The sequence below is a fragment of the Nodosilinea sp. E11 genome (genome assembly GCF_032813545.1).
Lineage (GTDB): Bacteria > Cyanobacteriota > Cyanobacteriia > Phormidesmidales > Phormidesmidaceae > Nodosilinea.
The window spans coordinates 1,639,428-1,656,722 of sequence record NZ_CP136520.1; the positions used below are offsets into that span (position 1 = coordinate 1,639,428).

Below are 17,295 nucleotides of genomic sequence, written 5' to 3' on the forward strand. Positions count from 1 at the left end.
CGCCGGTTGGGTCGGAGATTTGCAGCCCCCAGTTTAGGGGTAGCTGTGCAGGCCGACCCCACCGACAACTGCCGAAAGGTAACTAGCCCTTAGGCCGCCATCCGAGTCAGCAGCACCGGGCAGGTGGCATATACCCGCACGAAGTCGGTCAACGACTCACCGAGTACCTTATCTAGGTCGGGTAGGCCCTTGGCGATGCTGGGGCGGCGATCGGGTGAACCTAGAATGATCAGGTCCATATTGCGGTCTTCTGCCAGTTCACAGATGCGGCGACCGGGCTTGCCCTCGGGGGCAGCCAGTTTGTAGTCAATGCCGTACTTCTTCGCCTCGGCGGCGGCAGCCATCAAAATCGGGTCTTGGTTGGGGTCGGCACTGGCCACGTCAAAGGGCTTGCTCTTGAGGCTAGAAACCGTGTGCACCAGCGTTAGCTCGCCGCCTTTGATATCGCGCAGCAGAGAAATGGCAATATTCAACCCTTCCTTGGCCGAGTCAGACTTGTCCATCGCCACCATCACCCGCTTGATGGGGCGAATGCTGTAGAGGTCGTCTTTGACCAGCAGCATGGGCCGCGACGACAGTTGAAACACGTATTGGCTGACAGAGTTTTCGAGAATAGCCTTGAGCCCCTGCAAGCCCCGCGACCCCATGACAATTAGATCGGCGTCGACTTCTTCGGCCACCTGAATCACAACGTCTTTAGGGTCACCCTCCCGCAGTACGGCATTGACCCGGCTGGGGTCAAGGTTGAGCTGGGTAATAGCAGTGGCCAGGGTGCGGCCCCCCGCTTCCCAACGCTCTGCCATGGTTTCGGCAGACACTTGAGAGGGCACCACATGCAGCACCGTGATCGAGGCTCGCTGCACCAGGGGAATATCCATTAGCGCCTTCATCATGGCTTCGGTGTTGCCGGTGCCAGAATCGGCTAAAAGAATTTTTTCGATCATGGTTTCCTCGTATTGTTGCGCTCTATGGTGAGAGTGACTCTAATGGATTAGCGGGATATAAAACTGAAAAGTAACGTGATCTCAACCATCATAGGCACTGGGTTTGAGCCTATTTTGGCCGGATTAATAATTTGTAGTAGAGTCGCCCATCGACCAACCCCGCCCAATACTATGGCCGCCATAGATGGGTTGCCAATTCAATTGTTATAGATTGAGAAAACCTTGGTAGAACAGTTTCGTTGGTTTGACTACCCAGTCACAGTGCAGCCCCACCACACCGACTACGCGGGCATTGTCTGGCACGGCACCTACATCGCCTGGATGGAGGAAGCCCGAGTGACCTACTTGAATGCCTGTGGATTATCTTTTGCCGATTGGGTCAAGGCGGGGGTAGACCTGCCCGTGGTCGATCTGGTGCTAAAGTATCGGCGATCGCTCACCCTGGGCGATACGGCCTTAGTCAAGGCTCGCCTGACTCCAACTAAGGGCGTGCGCGTGGTGTGGCATTACGACATTCAAAACGCCGCCACGGGTGAGACCTGCATTGAGGGCACCGTCACCCTGGCGATGGTTGATTTCAGCACCCGCCGAGTGCTGCGTCGCCTGCCCGCCCCGTTACAGGCTGTCCTCGACCAGATGCCGCTGATGAGATGACCTAGCCAGGAAACTTCTCTGGAGGCTGACCCCCAAAACTTTGTAGGATGAGCAAAGCGAAGCGTGCCCATCATGGCTACTCAGCATGATTAGGATGGGCACAGGCGATCGCTTTTGCCCATCCCCCTTTGCCCATCCAAACAGTGTCTCAACCAGCCATGTTGCTCTCTCTCCCTAGATTCTTTGCCGTTGCGTTGTCTCTGCTAGTGATACTGGTGGGCGGGCTCAGTATTGCCCCTGCGGCCTACGCCCAAGACAACACCGTAGACTACACCCTCACCGATCTGAGCTTCCGCGACTTTTCGGGTAAGCAGCTCTCAGGCACCTCCTTCGCGGCGGCAGAGATGCGGGAGGCTAACTTCGCCAAGGCTGATCTGAGCAAAACCATTCTGACTAAGGCGTCGTTTTTGCGGGCTAACCTGGCGGGGGCTAACCTGGCGGGTACTTTTGCCGATCGCGTTATTTTCGACGGAGCCGACCTCTCCAACGCCATCTTTAGCGATGCCCTGCTTACTAGCAGCAGCTTCGGTGAAGCCAACATTACTGGAGCAGATTTTTCGGGGGCCATTATCGATCGCTTTCAAACAGCGCAGATGTGCAAGTACGCCGACGGCGTCAATGAGACCACCGGGGTGGCAACGCGGGATAGTTTAGGCTGCCGGTAGGGCAGAAGGGTGAATGGGTAGGAGAGTGGATGAGAATAGATAATTAGCGATCGCAAGCAGCCGAGGACTTCGCCATGCTTGCCACTAAGCCAGAAAGCTACTTTAGCTCCTGCAACAGTTCCACCTCGACCAATCAGAACGACCGAGTCAATTGTCTCGGCTATTCTCAATGGCCAACGCAATGTCACCGTTGAGCACATTGAAAAGTTGGCTGATTTCTTCCACAGTTCCCCCGCCCCATGCTTTCCTCGAATATCGTGATGAATCTGCTTTTTCGGCCTCTAGTAATTGCTCTGCTCTGCCTACTGTGTCTCACGGGTTGGAGCCTGCCCACCTGGGCACAATCCGACCCGGCGGACCTCTCGCCCCAGGCGGTGCAAGAGATTTCTGACCTACGCCAAAAAGCGTTTACCGCTTCCCAAACAGGGCAGTTCAACGAGGCCGAGACCTACTGGAGCCAGCTGATCGACTACCTGCCCGACGAGGCCGCCCTCTGGAGCAACCGGGGCAATGTGCGGGTCAGCCAAAACAAATTAGCTGAGGCGCTGGACGACTATAACCAAGCGGTGGCCTTGGCCCCAGAACAGCCCGACCCCTACCTCAACCGGGGGGCCGCGCTAGAGGGGCTGGGGCGGTGGGAGGATGCGATCGACGACTACAGTCAGGTGCTGGCCCTCAACCCTGAGGATGCCGCCGCCTACAATAATCGGGGCAACGCCCAAGCCGGCCTGGGCCACTGGGAAGATGCGCTGGCCGACTACCAAACAGCCGCCGACCTCGACCCCAAATTTGCCTTTGCCCGCGTCAACGCCGCCCTAGCGCAGTATCAACTGGGCCACGCCGACGAGGCCATTCGCCAGTTTCGCAGCCTTACCCGTCGCTACCCCAGCTTTGCTGACGCCCGCGCCGCCCTCACCGCTGCGCTGTGGAGCGAGGGCATGAGTGGCGAAGCCGAGAGCAACTGGGTTGCCGTCATGGGCCTCGATCGCCGCTACAAAGACCTCGACTGGGTCAGCACCGTGCGCCGCTGGCCCCCCGCTATGGTTGCCGCCCTAGAGAAGTTTTTGCACCTATAAGGGTGCGGGAGAAGCGATCGCCCCTCCCGCACCCTTACGTCAGTAGACGAGTACAGCCTGGCAAAAGCTAGCCAACCCTTCCTGAAACCTCAAACCTAGCACCTGACACCCCTAGCCAGGGTTACCTATTCCTACCAGCCAGCCCTACCCCTCCTCCCCAGTCAAAACCGCGACCAAGGTGGCCTCAACCATCTCCTGGGCCTGGGCGATGTAGTCGGGGTCGCTCACCTCATGACCTTCAAAGTAGAGGGCCAAGGGCAGCGCCGCCAAGATGACCTCGGCGGGGCGAGGGGCCACGAGGCAGAGGGTGGCGGTGGCGATCGCAGCGGTCAGCAGTTTGAGGGGTCTAAAAACAAGAGTGCTCCAGGGTTATGGGTGAAAACTAGGTTATTCACGAAAACTGACAGTGTCGGGGGTTAGCCCCGATCGGGGTTGAGAAGGCTCGGCTGTGGCGCGGGCGACTTGATCTTCTAGGGCGCTGAGAAACTGCGGGCCGCCATTCATCGGGGCAATTTCGATCACCAGGATTTCGCCAGAGTGAGCGAAGATTTGAATCACGTCGCCGATCAGGTTTTGCACTTCGTGCTCAATGCGAGCAATCTCATTTAGGGGAATGCTGGTAGTCGCCGATGACCGGTGATAGAGAATGCGGCGATCGGTCAAAATAGCCGCTTCGGTCCCCTTTAAAGCAATGGTGGCGTCGTAATAGGCGATCACCTTTTCGCCTTCCTCAAGCAGGTTGTGGGTCTGAAGATATTGGGTGGCGTAAGGCTCCATGGTGCTAGTAAAGCGCACGCCGCCAGCGGGTCCAAAACTGAAGAAAATCAGCAGACCTAAGGTTGTCGCCGCCAGGGCACCAGCGGGTATGCCCAAGCCAAGGAGCAGCCAGCGCCGGGGGGTGTTTTGAGTGGCTTGCATAGTCGTTATCTCCGGGTAAAGTATTCAAAATGGGAAAATAGTGCAGGGCAGAAACCCAGTTAATTCATGGCTAGAATGACGGGCTAGCTAGCTGTCAGCTAGCTAGCTATCAGAATGATGAATTGACAAATTCGGGATGCACTCGAAGGTCTAAGCAGGGTTGAAAATGCGAACCTGGTGGCGATCGCAAACAGCCAGAAACTCATCGAGATGGTCGGGCAAGACAATGGCGCGATCGCCCACTTCCCGGTAAAAGGCATCGGCAAAGCCCGGCAGAATAATCAGCAGCTTGGCCTCAGGTGAGCTGACCCGAAACCCATGGGCGATATCGGCTGGAAAATGAATGGATGCCCCGGCAGCAGCCACCACCTCGCGACGGCCAATGGTGACCTCTAGTTCACCGCTGAGCATGTAAAAGGTCTCCTCCCAGGGATGCGTGTGCAGCGGGGCACCATTGCCCAGGCTGTCACTGGCTTCGTACATCACCCACTGATTTTGGGTGGCGTCGCGATCAATTTTGACCACCATCTTGTGGGTCAGCATTTGAAAGCGATCGCCTTTCCCAGGAGCAAGAACCTTGGGGGTAGAGGAGGCCTGAGTCATTACTTGAGTCATGGTGAAATCTCCAATAGTGTTTGTTCGGGTAGGTGAATCGGGTGTGTGAACCCGCTGAAAAATTGCGCTAGACAACCTGCCGCCACTCCGGCTGGGAGTAGCGATCGCAGCAAAGCTAAGCAGCGAAAAAGCTGGGGTGCCACTCCGCCTCTGGGGTGGAGTAGGGTTTCTAGCGTGGCCTAGGGAGCGACGAACCCTAGCAGGGCCACCCGGTGTTCCTGGGTTTCGGGGTGGTAGGTGATGCGGTAGCGGGTGGGGTGTAGCCCTGGCTGGCTATAGCGTTTCGGCTGGGCAAACTCCTGCTCGACCGTGGCCTGACTCTTCTCAGGGCCATGCCTCGCAGGGCCATAGACCTTAGCCCCGCATCGGCACCGTGGCCAGTTGGGTCTGGAGGCGCTCCAGGTTGGCAGGGCTCATGGTTTGCAGATAGCCCTCGGCCATCTGCGGGGGCAGCAGTTCCAGCATCAGCCGGTTTTCTACCCAAAATTCCACCAGGTCAAACAGGCCATCGCGGTTGCAGGCTAGGGTGCGCCACCCCTCCCGCTGGGCGATCGCCTCAATGTCGTCCTGGCTAACCGGCACCGAAATCGCCGCATGGACGGCGGTGAAATGGTAAGGGTGGGCATTCTGGCAAAAGCTGGCCTCATCCTGCCCCTGGCCCGGCATAATTTCGCTGCCGATGGGATAGACCTCGAATAGGGTGCCGTAGTCATCCTTGACGGCAACCGCATAGGCCCCCTCCAAGGGGGGGAAGGGCATCACGCTGCCCTGGCACAGTTCGGCCAAAATCAGAGCAACCCGGTGGGGATCCTTGGCCGGAATTGAAATGTGGTGAATCATAACAACCTCCCATTAGGGAAAAGCGGAGAGAAAAAGCGGAGAACGGCCTAAGAAAACGCTTGTGGTGAACGTTTCGTTGGTCTAACTATCGCTTTCTCACTGCCGGGAAACCAGGGAGGATAGGGTAAGTTAACCGGCAAGTTTAGAAGCAGGATTCAGCCTGTCGTCGCCGACTGGCTACAGGTACCGGTGCTAAACCCCTTTGAGTAGAACCTCTAACGACCACTGTTGCAGCTTGTATAAACGATGACTCTGGCTGTTTGAGTTTGTGCGATGATATCGCTGATCCTGGGGTAAAACTCCCCTGGGCACTCGATTCAACGGTGTGAGGGCGGAGACAGCGGTGGGGGCAAACGGACGGCGACGGGGGGTCGTGTTGACGCCCCAAGGGCAAGAGAAATTAGAGGGGGCTCGGCGGCGGGTTGAACAGCAGGACAACTACGGTCAGCGGTTTACCCTGGAGGAACTGTGCGATCGCACCCAACTCTCCCTCAAAACCATCACCAAAGTCCTCGATGCCAAAGTCACCGTCGATCGCCACACCCTAGAAGCCTTCTTTGCCACCTTCGATCTCAGCCTCGATCGCGCCGACTACCGCTTTCCCGCCCCCCCTGAGCGATCCCAATCAACTCCCCCCACCCTGCCCTCTACCCATCCACCCGCCCCCCCATCTACCCCACTCCCCTCTCCCCACACCTCCTGGGGCGAAGCCATCGATGTATCGCTGTTCTATGGTCGCACCCAGGAGTTGGCGATGTTGGAACAGTGGGTGGTAAACCAACGCTGCCGACTGGTGGCGCTGCTGGGCATGGGGGGCATGGGCAAAACCGCCCTGTCGGTGAAGCTGGCCCAAACCCTGCAACCTCACTTTGAGTTTGTGCTGTGGCGCAGTCTGCGCGATGCCCCCCAGCTGAGCGACCTGTTGGCCGATTTATTGCCCCTGGTATCACAGCAGCAGGAGGTCAAGTTGCCCCCAGGGCCAACCGCCCAGATCGCCCGCCTGGTGCAGTATCTGCGGCAGCACCGCTGCTTGTTGGTACTCGACAACGGCGAAACCATTCTGCAAGGGGGCGGCACCATTGGCCACTACCTGCCCGGCTACGAAGCCTACGGCGACCTGCTGCAACAGGTGGGCGAAAGCGACCACCAGAGTTGTTTGATCCTCACCAGCCGCGAAAAGCCGGGGGAAATTGCCGCCCTAGAAGGCGACGGATTGCCGGTGCGCTCTTACCTATTGCCGGGGCTTAAGGTCGGCGATAGTCAGGCCCTCTGTGCCGCCAAGGGGTTGGCGGGCAGCCCCAGCGACCACCAGCAATTGATCGATCGCTACCGGGGCAATCCCCTGGCCCTCAAAATTGTCGCCACCTCCATCCGGGACCTATTTGGCGGCAGCATTGCCGAATTTTTGCAAGACAACACCCTGGTCTTTAGCGGCATGCGGCGGTTGCTTCAGCAGCAGTGCGATCGCGCCTCTGAGCTAGAAAAGCAGATCATGACCTGGCTGGCCATCCATCGCGAATGGGTCACGCTGGATCAACTTCAGCGTGACCTGGGCAGCGCCATCCCCCGGCGGCAGGTACTAGAGGCGATCGAGGCGCTGCACCGCCGCTCCCTGGTGGAGCGGGGCACCCTGGGCTTTACCCAGCAGCCGGTGGTGATGGAGTACGTGCTGGAAAAGAGCCTAGAGCAGGTGTTACACGATCTGCTGGCCTGGGGTAGCCCTCCCCCTGAGAGCGAGGGGCCGGGGGTGAGGGCCAACCCCTGGTTCCACCAGTACCCGCTGATGCGGGCCAGCGGTAAGGAGTACATTCGCCAAAGCCAGGTGCGGGTGATTTTGGCCCCCCTGGCAGAGCAACTTAAGACCCAGGTGACCCCCCGTGAGCAGTTGGTCAGCCATCTCAAGCGGGTGCTAGATTGGGTGCGATCGCGCTTTGCCCAAACCCCCAGCTACAGTGCCGCCAACCTGATCCACCTGGCCCACCACCTGGGCTGCGACCTCAGCGGTTACGACTTTTCCCAGCTCTGGGTGCGGCAGGCCCACCTGGTATCGGTACCCCTAAAGGGGGTCAACTTTAGCGGGGCCACCTTCGAGCACAGCACCTTTGCCCAGCCCAGCACCTACAGCCGCGCCGTGGCCTTTAGCCCCGACGGCACCCTGCTGGCCTCCGCCGACTTTAACCACCTGCGCCTGTGGGATATGACCCGCGATCGCCTACTCAAAACCATGCCCCACAACACCTGGGTGTGGCGGCTCACCTTTAGCCCCGACGGTACCCGGTTGGCCAGTGGCACCACCGACAATGTGGTTAGCCTATGGGATGTGGCCACCGGCCAATGCCTCAAGGTGCTGAAAGGGGAAGAGGAGGGATGCTCCTCCATGGCCTTTAGCCCCGATGGCCGGGTACTGGCGGGCACCTACCACCACCAGGTGCGCCTGTGGGACACCGACACCTGGCAATTGATTGGCACCCTAGAGGGCCATGGCCAGCGGGTGGCCTACGTGGCGATCGCCCCGGTGCCCGACCCCCAGGGCCGAGTGATCGTCGCCAGCGGCAGCCACGACCAGACCGTGCGCCTGTGGGATTTGCACAGCCGCCAGTGCCTCCACATTCTGCAAGACCACGCCAACCTGGTGTGGAATTTGGCCTTTAGCGCCGATGGCCAAACCCTGGCCACCAGCAGCATGGATGGCACCATCGGCCTGTGGGAGGTGGCCACTGGTCGGCTGCGACGGGTGCTCAAGGGGCACACCCACATGGTCAGCGCCGCCACGTTCATTCCCGGTACCGACTGGTTAGTCAGCAGCAGCTTCGACCAAACCCTCAAGTATTGGGACATTCACCAGGGCACCTGTTTACACACTACCGTGGCTCACCGGGGCGAAGTTTGGGGCGTCTCTAGCACAGCAGATGGTCGCCAGATCGCCAGTGTCGGCAACGACAAGCTGGTGAAGCGCTGGGATACCCAGACCAAGCAGTGCCTCAGCGCCGTGGGCGGGGCCTCTAGCCAGATCTACGGGGTGGCGGTGGTGGGGCCGGGGCTGGTGGCCAGCGGCGGTGATGATGAAGTCACCCGGCTGTGGGATGTGGCCACCGGCCAGTGCATCACCACCCTGGCGGGCCACAGCAGTTGGGTTTGGGCGATCGCCCCCCACCCCACCCAAGCTCACCTGGCCACCGCAGGCGGCGACGGCACCATCAAAATTTGGGATCGGCAGACGGGGCAGCTGCGTCGCACCCTGGCGGCCCACACCGCCGCCATCTACGGGCTGACCTACCGGGCCGATGGGACAGTGCTGGCCAGTTGCGGGGCCGATGCCGGGGCCAAACTGTGGGATGCCCAGAGCGGCGAATGCCTGCGCACCTTTGCCGGTCACCGCAGTTGGATTTGGGACTGCGCCCTGGCCACCCACCAGCCCTGGCTCGTCACCGCCAGCAACGACGAAACCCTGAAACTTTGGCACATTCACACCGGAGAGTGCCTGCGCACCTTGACCGGCCACAAAGAACGGATTTGGGCAGTGGCGATCGCCCCCAACGATCGCCTGATCGCCTCGGGCAGCGAAGACTACACCGCCAAACTCTGGGACCCCATCACCGGCGACTGCCTGCACACCCTGACGGGCCACCACAGCCAGATCAAAACCGTCGCCTTTACCCCCGATGGCAAGTATCTGGCCACCGGCAGCCAAGACTGCACCCTCAAACTGTGGGACTTGGCGGGTCAGTGCCTGCTCACCTTCCAGGGTCACCGCAGCGCCGTTTCCAGCCTCGCCTTTTATACCCCCGCCCCCGGTGCCGCCCCGCTACTCATCAGCGGCAGCCACGACGAAACCCTGCGCCTGTGGGATCTCACCACCGGCGAGTGCCTCCAGATGCTACGCACCCCCCGCCTCTACGAAGGTATGGCCCTAACCGATAGCCAGGGGCTCAACGACTGGGCGATCGCCGCCCTGCAAGAACTGGGCGCTCAGGTCTAGGACAGGCTGGTAGAAATAGGGCAACCCTTGCTGGGGAGTCAGGTAATGGGTTTCAGGGCTTGGGTTTCAGGCCTCGGGAATATAGCTGTAGCCAGTCTGGTTAAGACATTTTCCCTCAAAACGTTTGAACGTTTCTAAGGTATCTGGATATCCTAACCCAAGTGACTATGGCTATAGCTGGCCGACTTATGCTGCAAAGTAGAAGCTGTCAGGCCAAAGAGGAACGAGAGAAATACGGTTTAATACCAATCGTCCATGTCGCCAAGACGACACCCCCAACGATGAAAATTGTAGGGTGCATCCGCGCAGCGATGCACCGTCTCAGGGTTATTTTTAGAGCAAATCCGAATCGTATAACCCCGATTCCCAACAGGCCAGCTCGTAGGGGGCGCATGGCATGCGCCCTGCCGGAATCGGGGGTAACCAAGCAGGCTTTGGGATAAGCCATACGGGAAGCTACAAACCGCAAACCTTGAACCCTAAACCTTGAACCGCAAACCCTAGCCCGCTAAAGCCCGCCATAACTAACTCGGCTCAGCCCCTGTCACCCCAAAAACCTATGCTACCCTTAAAAATAACGAGCGCTCAGTTAAAAATAAATGCCCAAGGTTGTCGACCACGACGAGTATCGCAAAGCGCTGCTGAACCAGTGCTTTGACCTATTTGCCGATCACGGCTACGCCAGCCTGACCACCCGGCAGATCGCCAAGGCGCTCGGCGTTTCCACCGGCACGCTGTACTACTACTTCCCCAGCAAGGAGGATCTGTTCATGCAGCTGATCGAAGAGATGACCACCCAAGATTTGCTGCGCGCCAGTGCTGAGATTGAAGGGTTGAGCAGCCTGCGGGAGCGCATTCTGGCTCTGGCCGATTTTTTAGAAACCAACGCAGACTATTTCATCAAGCAGAATTTGCTGCTCATGGATTTTTACCAGCATGCGGGGGTGGGGCCATCGCGGGTGAACGAGGCGGTGCAGCGGGTGAGTGTGCGATCGCGCGATGAAATCATGACCGCCCTTCAGCTCGACAACCCCCTGATTGCCACCCACGTGCTCTGCCTGTTCGACGGGATGATCTCCGAGCGCATGGTGAACCCCGAGATGGTGTCCTACCGTCAACAGGCCGAACTGCTGGCGGACCTGCTCACTGCCTACCTGGAGAAATTTCCGGGAGGGAAGCAATGAGGCTGCGTTCCCGGAAATTAGCCATTGGCCAATTGCCCTGGGTATGGCTGCGCTATGGCCGCCGCCAGCTTTACCCCTGGTGGGTGCTGATGGTAGCGGGCTGGCAGCTGCTGGTGCAGTGCGGGGTAGACCGAGACCGCGCCGCCATTCGCTGGATGGCCACCGCCGTCAAAATTGACGGCGCTAAGCTGACCGAGTTTCTCAACGACTTAATCTGGTGAACCCAATGAAAACACTATCGCCGCTAACCGTTTTGCAGCCCACCCAGTTTGATGCCGCCACCACGCTGCTGTGCGAGGCCTTTGCCGACGACCCGCTGTTCAACTACTTGGTGCCTGCCGATGTGGGCGATCGCCCCAGGGTGATGGCCTATGTCTTTCGCCTGCTGCTGATCTGCGGCGGCGACCACAGCTACGGCCTCACCGACACCGATGGCCAAACCCTCAAAGGCGTCGCCCTTTGGCTGCCGCCAGGGCAGTCGGTGGGTTTGGTGGATATGCTGCGGGCGGGTCTGTACCAACTGCCTTTTCGCCTACCCTGGCAGTATCTAACCCGTTGGCAAGCTGCCCTGGCCCTCGACCACTACCACCACCAGGCCATGCCGATGCCTCACTGGTACCTGATGCTACTGGCAGTCAGCCCCCGCTACCAGCGCCAGGGCGTCGGTCACCAGCTGATCCAGCCGGTATTAGAAGAATGCGATCGCACCGGCCAATCCTGCTATCTCGAAACCTCCACCGAGGGAGCCCTCCGCTTTTACCAGCGCCACGGCTTTGAAATTCTCAAAACTGGCCCCTTCGTCGAGCAAGCCCCACCGTTTTGGACAATGCAGCGGTAAAAGTCACTCGGCGGCGGGCACTCGCACTGGCTCAGACTTGGCAAGGACCTGCCACTGATAGCCACTATTGACGTAGCCAATTTCGACCAGGTAGTCGCGATCGGCAATGGCGATCGGCAGGTGCAACTCGCCAGGGGTTTGTAGGGGAGCCTTAAACTCTTGCAGACTATTGAGACCATTGCTACGGCCAGGCAACTCGGTAACATCGTAGAGCCGGGCCTTAAAAGCACGAGAACCGGCTTTAAGCTCTGCGACGGTAGTCGGGGGCAATTCCCAGTAGGCGTAGGCATTTTTGCGATCGCGCGGAGTCAGAACGACCCGCGCCGGGGCTAGCTCTAAAGGTTGAGCCAGAGCCGCCGATCCCACATCAGCAACATCAGCGATCTCCCCCCCTGGGGCCTCTTCGGCAACCGGGCTGGGGCAGACAGGTACGCGCACAGGGGCCGAACGGGCTAGGGCATGCCAGCTATCGTCAGTGCCCCCATAGCCCAGTTCGACCAGGTAGTCGCGGTTGTCAACGGCAACGGGTAGGGACTGATCGCCCACCGCTACGGTGTCACAGGCAAACGGGTAAGTATGGTGGGGGGCTTGGCTATCGACATCAGCGATATCGGTGACATCGTGGAGCTTGAGCGCTAGGGAATAGTTTTGCTGCCTCAGGGCCTCTACCTCTAGCTCAGGCATCTCCCAGGAGGCGCAGGCAGCGCGGCAGTCCCGCGGCGTGAGAACAATGCGGCGATCGCTAGGCGTAACGGTCAGCGAGGCCGCCACCGGAGCGCGATCTTTGAGCAGCCACCAGAGCAGCCCCCCCAGCAAAGGCAACGCGAGCAGCCAGGGCCACCAGGGCAGTCCCTGGGCAGAGGTCAAGGGCGGCGCAGACACCGGAGCCGTTGCGTCCAGGGTCGCTTCTGAAGCAGCGACAGCTAAAGGACGGGCGATCGCCAACCGACTACCCGGCCCAAGCGAGGCCAAAGTTTCACCCCCCTCTCGGGGATGATTGGCCTGGGCCAACAGCACCCCATAGCGCTCAGACCCAATGACAACGGCAACCAGCAACGGTGCAGTAGCCGCCCACCGCAGCGATCGTTGCCAAGAGGCCCTAGCGCAGGGGGCCTTTACCCCAGAGCGTTTAGACATAAGCGGCACCCAGATAAGGCAGAACAGGAAAACATCGCTAACCAAATACTGAACAATCGCTATAGTTGGGCCATCAAACCCAGAGATCGAAGCAATTTATCTGACATTGCCAGCTTCGATTGAAGCGCGTTAGCAAAATACCCAGTGTCAGGAATACCAAATCCGAATTACATAACTCCGATTTCCAAAAGGCCAAACCTTAGGGTCGCATAGCATGCACCCTGCTGAACTGACAAATAGGTATCTTTAAAGAACCCACCAGTTTTTGGGCCGAAACAATTCACTTTGGTACTCAGAGATTAGATCAAAAACCTAATAAACTCATAAAATCAGGCCAAAAACAACGCTTAAACCCTAGGCAAATCAAAACTATTGCATTGGTTAATATCGCCACCTGCCACGCCGCGATAAAACCACTCGACGCGCTGCTGCGATGACCCATGGGTAAAAGAGTCAGGGGTAACATAGCCCCGAGCTTCCATTTGCAGGCGATCGTCGCCGATTTGACTAGCGGCGTTGAGGGCTTCTTCAATATCGCCCTCTTCTAGAATGTCGCGGGTCACATGGGCGCGGTGAGCCCACACACCAGCGAAGCAGTCGGCCTGAAGTTCGAGCCGCACTGATAGATCGTTAGCCTGGGTGCGGCTGCTCCCCTGCTGTGCCCGCCGTACCTGACTGGAAATACCCAGCAAATTTTGCACATGGTGTCCTACCTCGTGGGCAATCACGTAGGCCTGGGCAAAGTCGCCCGGAGCACCATGACGCTCCGACAGATCTCGAAAAAAGCTGGTATCGAGGTAAATCATCTGGTCAGCAGGGCAGTAAAACGGCCCCATGGCAGCCTGACCCAAGCCGCAGGCTGACTGGGTCGCACCGGAGTACAACACCAGGTTAGGCTCCTGATAGCGAGCCCCAAACTCGGTTTGGAAGATGCGGTGCCAGGTATCTTCCGTTTCGCCTAGCACTGCTGAGACAAACTCTGCCGAGCGATCGCTCTCAATCTGGCTCACCGGAGGAGCAGTATCGTAGAGACTCAACGCCCCCCCAGGCTCAAGCACGACCGAGGGGTCACCGCCTAAAAAAGCGACCACTAGCGCTAAAAGCAACGCCCCCAAACCACCCACTGCGGCCCCGCCTCGAGGCGCACCCATACCCCGGCGATCCTGTACGTTGGTGCTGCGTCGACTCGATTGCCACTTCATGGGTTTACCTCAATTCCCAACGGGAAAGCTTTAGAACACAACACCCCTGAGGATATGCCCTCAGGGGATTTATGGGTAACAGTCTGGGGTTAGACTTGGCCCTCGGCACCTACGTCTAGACGCTTACTTAAGCGCCCGATCAACCGTGCCTTTAGCTCTATAAGCAAACCCCAGCTCTCAAGAGAAAGCTGGGGCGAATTTGGTCGTTCCATTTATGGTCGTTGTGCCAACAATAGAATTTAAAGATAAGAAAGTCATAAAGCCTAGGCGTCTAAAAGCCCTGCCGGAGGACTAATTTCGACATAGCCTTCAGCCAAATTCACCACAGGAACAATGGCGTTGACAAAGGGCACTAGCACGCAGCGAGGCTTAGCAGGCGGCAAATTCTCTGTTTTAGGAGAATAGTAAGTAACTTCTAAGAGGTCGTTACCGGCGGCAAAAATGTCGGTCACAGTGCCAATGTCGTCGCCAGTGGCCTGCACAATCACCCGTAGCCCGATTAAGTCGGCAACATAAAACTCATCGGGGTCTAGCTGGGGGCGATCGCCCACGGGCACCATCAACACCGCACCCCGTAGCGCCTCGGCATCATCGCGGCTGTTGACCCCGGCAATCTGCACTACGTACACCCCTTTGCCGTCTATATATCTACCTCGCACCAGCTCCACCCGTTCTGGGGTCAAACTGCGAGGGCGCTGTAGCCAGCGATCGCCCGGTTCCGTAAACCGCTCCGGAAAGTCAGTATTGGGGTAGACGCGCATCTCTCCCTTCACCCCCTGGGGGGCAACAATGCGGCCGATTTCGACCCAGTCTTCAGCGGTTGTAGGCACAGTAGTCATCGGGCAGGCACCGCTACAGTAGACGACTCAAGGGCCGATTCAGGCTGACTGGGCTGTCCCTGGTACACCTCCGTCACCAGAGCCCCCAACCGCCCAGCGGCCTCGACTAGGTCTTCGCGGCTAGCGGTCAGGCTCAGACGCAGGCACTGGCGAGTGTGGGGCCAGTCTTCGCGCAGCCCAGGAAAGAAGGGGTTGCCCGGCACCACGATCACCCCCCGCTGTTTGAGCTGCTGATACAGCTCTTGGTCAGAAATCGGCAGCTGATCAAACCACAGCCAGGCAAAAATGGCCCCTTCGCCATAGTGCAAATACCAGGGCAGATCGGCGGGCAAAGCGCGATCGAGGGCAGCCTCTAAGACCGCAAACTTGTCTTGGTAGTAGGGGCGAATCACCTGCTCAGACAGGCGGGCTAGCTCACCGGAGGCGATCGCTCGGGCAGCGATCGCCTGCCCGTAGCGCGACGAATGAATGCAGAAGTTGGTCTGAAAACATTCCAGCACTTGAATAATCGCTGGATCGCCGATCGCGATTCCCAAGCGCTCCCCGGGCAGCCCGGCCTTCGAGAGACTCATGCAGTGAAGAATGTTGTCGCCAAACACCGGCTCCATCGCGGTGAAGTTCAGCGCTGGGTAGGGCGGTGCGTAGGCCGAGTCAACCAGCACAGGCACGTTGTGGGCCGCCGCCAGACTGGCGATATGCTGCACATCTTCAGTGCTAATCACGTTGCCCGTAGGGTTGCAGGGGCGCGAAAACAGCACAAACCCCGTGTCGCCATTGATGGTGAGTTGGCTAAAGTCAGGCCGGTAGCGAAACCGATGCGTCGCCTCATCCACCAGGAGGGTAGGGCGGTAGGCCCGCACCGCCTCGGGCACCAGCGAAATGCCACCGTAGCCGGTGTAGTCGGGGCTGAGGGGCAGCACAATATCTTTCATGCGACCGGTGGCGTGATAGCCCCCAAAAGCATTGGCCGCTAAGAAATACAGCGCCTGGCTGCCAGCGGTAATCAAAATGTGGCGATCGCTCAGCGCCAGCCCGTAGCGCTGGTTAAAGTCGTCTTTAATCGCGGCAATCAGCGGCTCATAGCCCTGGCTAGCCCCGTAGCGACACACCACATTGCCATACTCAGGACTGGCCAACAGGTCCTGGGTACAGTCGCGCCAGAGCTGCTCAATTTCGGGCAAAATTACCGGGTTGCCCGCGCTGAGATTAATGAACTGCTGCCCCTGCCCCGCTCGCAGCGTCTCAATGATGTCTTTCATAATGGCGCGCACGCCAGTGAGATGAGACATTTCCTCGCCAAAGCGGGTGAGTTCTGGAGTCATGGTCGAAGAGTAGGTGAGTGGATGAGTAGCGGGTGAGTGAGTAGGGGCGTTGGCGCAGCCTAGCCATAGGCTTTATCGCGTTCGCCCAGAGGCATCGAAAGCAATCAGACCAGATTTGGTATAAGCCTTTGCCCTCAGCTGAGTGAGCCTTAGCTAAGCCAACTTAGGTTTAAAGGGGTCAGATTAGTATAGTAGCCTCGCCAGAGTTACTCACTCACAGTTATCCCACCCATCTACTCTCCCACCCATCCACCCCCATGAACCCTCTAGCCTCTGGATTTCTCGCGAGTCTCTTTGCTGGCTTGAGTACAGCCCTTGGCGCATTACCGGTACTGCTGCCCTTTGAGCCCTCAGAACGCACCCAGGGCATTTTGTTGGGCATTGGCGGCGGCATGATGTTGGCGGCCACCTCCTTTTCGCTGATCTTGCCCGGTACCGATGCGGCGATCGCCCTGGGATATTCTGGCCCGATCGCCGCGCTGGTGATGGTCGCGGGGGTTTTGCTCGGCGGTGCGTTTCTGTGGGCGGCCCACAACCTGTTTCCCCACGAGCACTTTTTCAAGGGGCAAGAGGGGCCAGAGGCCCAAAACATTAAGCGCATCTGGCTCTTTGTCATGGCGATCGCCCTGCACAACTTCCCTGAAGGACTGGCCGTCGGCGTGGGCTTTGGCGGCGGCGAACAGGCCGGGGCGATCGCCCTAGCCATCGGCATTGCCCTACAAAACATTCCCGAGGGGTTTGTGGTGGCGATCGCCCTGCGCGACCTGGGCTACGCCCCCCGCTATGCCTTCACCGTATCGTCGCTCACCGGCCTGATTGAACCGATTGGCGGACTGGCAGGGGCCGCTGTGGTCACCATGGCCCAAGCCGCCCTGCCCTGGGCCATGGGCTTTGCCGCCGGAGCCATGCTGTTTGTGATTGTCGATGAAATTATTCCCGACATTGACCAAAAGGCCTTTGGCCAGCGCGGCACCGTCGGCCTGATGGGCGGCTTCGTCGTCATGATGTTTTTAGACATTGCCTTGGGCTAAATTGCCTTGGAAGGGTACTCCATGCAAATACTGGTTAGCCCTCCCCTTGCC

Annotated in this window: 17 protein-coding genes; 8 read left to right on the plus strand and 9 right to left on the minus strand. The window is 58.9% G+C overall.

Features of this window, described 5'->3' with window-relative positions; all coding sequences use genetic code 11:
• Positions 1 to 89 precede the first annotated feature (89 nt).
• A complete protein-coding gene (locus RRF56_RS09635) occupies positions 90 to 944 on the minus strand; it encodes a universal stress protein (protein WP_317037426.1) in 855 nt (284 codons plus the stop codon).
• 222 nt (positions 945 to 1,166) lie between these two features.
• On the opposite strand from RRF56_RS09635, the gene RRF56_RS09640 reads away from it, so the two are divergent.
• The 3 genes from RRF56_RS09640 (at position 1,167) to RRF56_RS09650 (ending at position 3,339) form a co-directional block, all read left to right on the plus strand.
• A complete protein-coding gene (locus RRF56_RS09640) occupies positions 1,167 to 1,598 on the plus strand; it encodes a thioesterase family protein (protein WP_317037427.1) in 432 nt (143 codons plus the stop codon).
• A gap of 158 nt (positions 1,599 to 1,756) precedes the next feature.
• Positions 1,757 to 2,263, plus strand: a complete 507-nt coding sequence (locus RRF56_RS09645) for a pentapeptide repeat-containing protein (RefSeq protein ID WP_317037428.1) — start codon at positions 1,757 to 1,759, stop codon at positions 2,261 to 2,263.
• A gap of 260 nt (positions 2,264 to 2,523) precedes the next feature.
• The gene (locus RRF56_RS09650) at positions 2,524 to 3,339 is read left to right on the plus strand and encodes a tetratricopeptide repeat protein (protein ID WP_317037429.1); all 816 of its coding nucleotides are present in this window, start codon (positions 2,524 to 2,526) and stop codon (positions 3,337 to 3,339) included.
• A 144-nt stretch (positions 3,340 to 3,483) separates the two neighbouring features.
• Here the strand turns inward: RRF56_RS09650 and RRF56_RS09655 are convergent, their stop codons facing one another.
• From RRF56_RS09655 to RRF56_RS09670, 4 genes are all read right to left on the minus strand, one after another.
• Positions 3,484 to 3,636 carry a hypothetical protein gene (locus RRF56_RS09655; RefSeq protein WP_317037430.1) on the minus strand — a complete coding sequence of 51 codons (153 nt, stop codon included), beginning with the start codon at positions 3,634 to 3,636 and terminating at the stop codon, positions 3,484 to 3,486.
• 90 nt (positions 3,637 to 3,726) lie between these two features.
• Positions 3,727 to 4,257, minus strand: a complete 531-nt coding sequence (locus RRF56_RS09660; RefSeq protein WP_317037431.1) for a hypothetical protein — start codon at positions 4,255 to 4,257, stop codon at positions 3,727 to 3,729.
• Positions 4,258 to 4,407: 150 nt separating this feature from the next.
• A complete protein-coding gene (locus RRF56_RS09665; RefSeq protein WP_317037432.1) occupies positions 4,408 to 4,872 on the minus strand; it encodes a cupin domain-containing protein in 465 nt (154 codons plus the stop codon).
• 354 nt (positions 4,873 to 5,226) lie between these two features.
• Positions 5,227 to 5,712 carry a hypothetical protein gene (locus tag RRF56_RS09670; protein ID WP_317037433.1) on the minus strand — a complete coding sequence of 162 codons (486 nt, stop codon included), beginning with the start codon at positions 5,710 to 5,712 and terminating at the stop codon, positions 5,227 to 5,229.
• A gap of 343 nt (positions 5,713 to 6,055) precedes the next feature.
• Here RRF56_RS09670 and RRF56_RS09675 point away from each other — a divergent pair, with 343 nt between their 5' ends.
• From RRF56_RS09675 to RRF56_RS09690, 4 genes are all read left to right on the plus strand, one after another.
• Positions 6,056 to 9,691 carry an NB-ARC domain-containing protein gene (locus RRF56_RS09675; RefSeq protein ID WP_317037434.1) on the plus strand — a complete coding sequence of 1,212 codons (3,636 nt, stop codon included), beginning with the start codon at positions 6,056 to 6,058 and terminating at the stop codon, positions 9,689 to 9,691.
• 599 nt (positions 9,692 to 10,290) lie between these two features.
• Entirely contained in the window at positions 10,291 to 10,875 is a 585-nt protein-coding gene (locus RRF56_RS09680; RefSeq protein WP_317037435.1) for a TetR/AcrR family transcriptional regulator, read from the plus strand.
• Positions 10,872 to 11,096, plus strand: coding sequence for a hypothetical protein (locus tag RRF56_RS09685; protein WP_317037436.1), 225 nt, complete (start codon positions 10,872 to 10,874; stop codon positions 11,094 to 11,096). Before RRF56_RS09680 ends, RRF56_RS09685 begins: the two co-directional genes overlap by 4 nt.
• 5 nt (positions 11,097 to 11,101) lie before the next feature.
• On the plus strand, positions 11,102 to 11,713 hold the full coding sequence (locus RRF56_RS09690; protein WP_317037437.1) for a GNAT family N-acetyltransferase: 612 nt from the start codon (positions 11,102 to 11,104) through the stop codon (positions 11,711 to 11,713).
• 3 nt (positions 11,714 to 11,716) lie between these two features.
• Here the strand turns inward: RRF56_RS09690 and RRF56_RS09695 are convergent, their stop codons facing one another.
• The 4 genes from RRF56_RS09695 to RRF56_RS09710 all read right to left on the minus strand — a co-directional run bounded on the left by RRF56_RS09695 (position 11,717) and on the right by RRF56_RS09710 (position 16,213).
• Positions 11,717 to 12,850, minus strand: coding sequence for a DUF4912 domain-containing protein (locus tag RRF56_RS09695; protein ID WP_317037438.1), 1,134 nt, complete (start codon positions 12,848 to 12,850; stop codon positions 11,717 to 11,719).
• A gap of 347 nt (positions 12,851 to 13,197) precedes the next feature.
• Positions 13,198 to 14,052, minus strand: a complete 855-nt coding sequence (locus RRF56_RS09700; protein ID WP_317037439.1) for a neutral zinc metallopeptidase — start codon at positions 14,050 to 14,052, stop codon at positions 13,198 to 13,200.
• Between the two features lie 263 nt (positions 14,053 to 14,315).
• On the minus strand, positions 14,316 to 14,891 hold the full coding sequence (gene rimM / locus RRF56_RS09705) for a ribosome maturation factor RimM (protein ID WP_317037440.1): 576 nt from the start codon (positions 14,889 to 14,891) through the stop codon (positions 14,316 to 14,318).
• Entirely contained in the window at positions 14,888 to 16,213 is a 1,326-nt protein-coding gene (locus RRF56_RS09710; RefSeq protein ID WP_317037441.1) for a valine--pyruvate transaminase, read from the minus strand. Before RRF56_RS09710 ends, rimM begins: the two co-directional genes overlap by 4 nt.
• Before the next feature lie 257 nt (positions 16,214 to 16,470).
• Here RRF56_RS09710 and RRF56_RS09715 point away from each other — a divergent pair, with 257 nt between their 5' ends.
• On the plus strand, positions 16,471 to 17,244 hold the full coding sequence (locus tag RRF56_RS09715) for a ZIP family metal transporter (RefSeq protein WP_317037442.1): 774 nt from the start codon (positions 16,471 to 16,473) through the stop codon (positions 17,242 to 17,244).
• Positions 17,245 to 17,295 lie beyond the last annotated feature (51 nt).

What these genes read in the sequence shown, in the direction of transcription:
- RRF56_RS09685 (WP_317037436.1), top strand. Translation starts at nt 10,872, where the DNA reads ATGAGGCTGCGTTCCCGGAAATTAGCCATTGGCCAATTGCCCTGGGTA.
- RRF56_RS09710 (WP_317037441.1), bottom strand. Translation starts at nt 16,213, where the DNA reads ATGACTCCAGAACTCACCCGCTTTGGCGAGGAAATGTCTCATCTCACT.
- RRF56_RS09645 (WP_317037428.1), top strand. Translation starts at nt 1,757, where the DNA reads ATGTTGCTCTCTCTCCCTAGATTCTTTGCCGTTGCGTTGTCTCTGCTA.
- RRF56_RS09670 (WP_317037433.1), bottom strand. Translation starts at nt 5,712, where the DNA reads ATGATTCACCACATTTCAATTCCGGCCAAGGATCCCCACCGGGTTGCT.
- RRF56_RS09690 (WP_317037437.1), top strand. Translation starts at nt 11,102, where the DNA reads ATGAAAACACTATCGCCGCTAACCGTTTTGCAGCCCACCCAGTTTGAT.
- RRF56_RS09635 (WP_317037426.1), bottom strand. Translation starts at nt 944, where the DNA reads ATGATCGAAAAAATTCTTTTAGCCGATTCTGGCACCGGCAACACCGAA.
- RRF56_RS09700 (WP_317037439.1), bottom strand. Translation starts at nt 14,052, where the DNA reads ATGAAGTGGCAATCGAGTCGACGCAGCACCAACGTACAGGATCGCCGG.
- RRF56_RS09650 (WP_317037429.1), top strand. Translation starts at nt 2,524, where the DNA reads ATGAATCTGCTTTTTCGGCCTCTAGTAATTGCTCTGCTCTGCCTACTG.
- RRF56_RS09660 (WP_317037431.1), bottom strand. Translation starts at nt 4,257, where the DNA reads ATGCAAGCCACTCAAAACACCCCCCGGCGCTGGCTGCTCCTTGGCTTG.
- RRF56_RS09715 (WP_317037442.1), top strand. Translation starts at nt 16,471, where the DNA reads ATGAACCCTCTAGCCTCTGGATTTCTCGCGAGTCTCTTTGCTGGCTTG.
- RRF56_RS09665 (WP_317037432.1), bottom strand. Translation starts at nt 4,872, where the DNA reads ATGACTCAAGTAATGACTCAGGCCTCCTCTACCCCCAAGGTTCTTGCT.
- RRF56_RS09680 (WP_317037435.1), top strand. Translation starts at nt 10,291, where the DNA reads ATGCCCAAGGTTGTCGACCACGACGAGTATCGCAAAGCGCTGCTGAAC.
- rimM (WP_317037440.1), bottom strand. Translation starts at nt 14,891, where the DNA reads ATGACTACTGTGCCTACAACCGCTGAAGACTGGGTCGAAATCGGCCGC.
- RRF56_RS09695 (WP_317037438.1), bottom strand. Translation starts at nt 12,850, where the DNA reads ATGTCTAAACGCTCTGGGGTAAAGGCCCCCTGCGCTAGGGCCTCTTGG.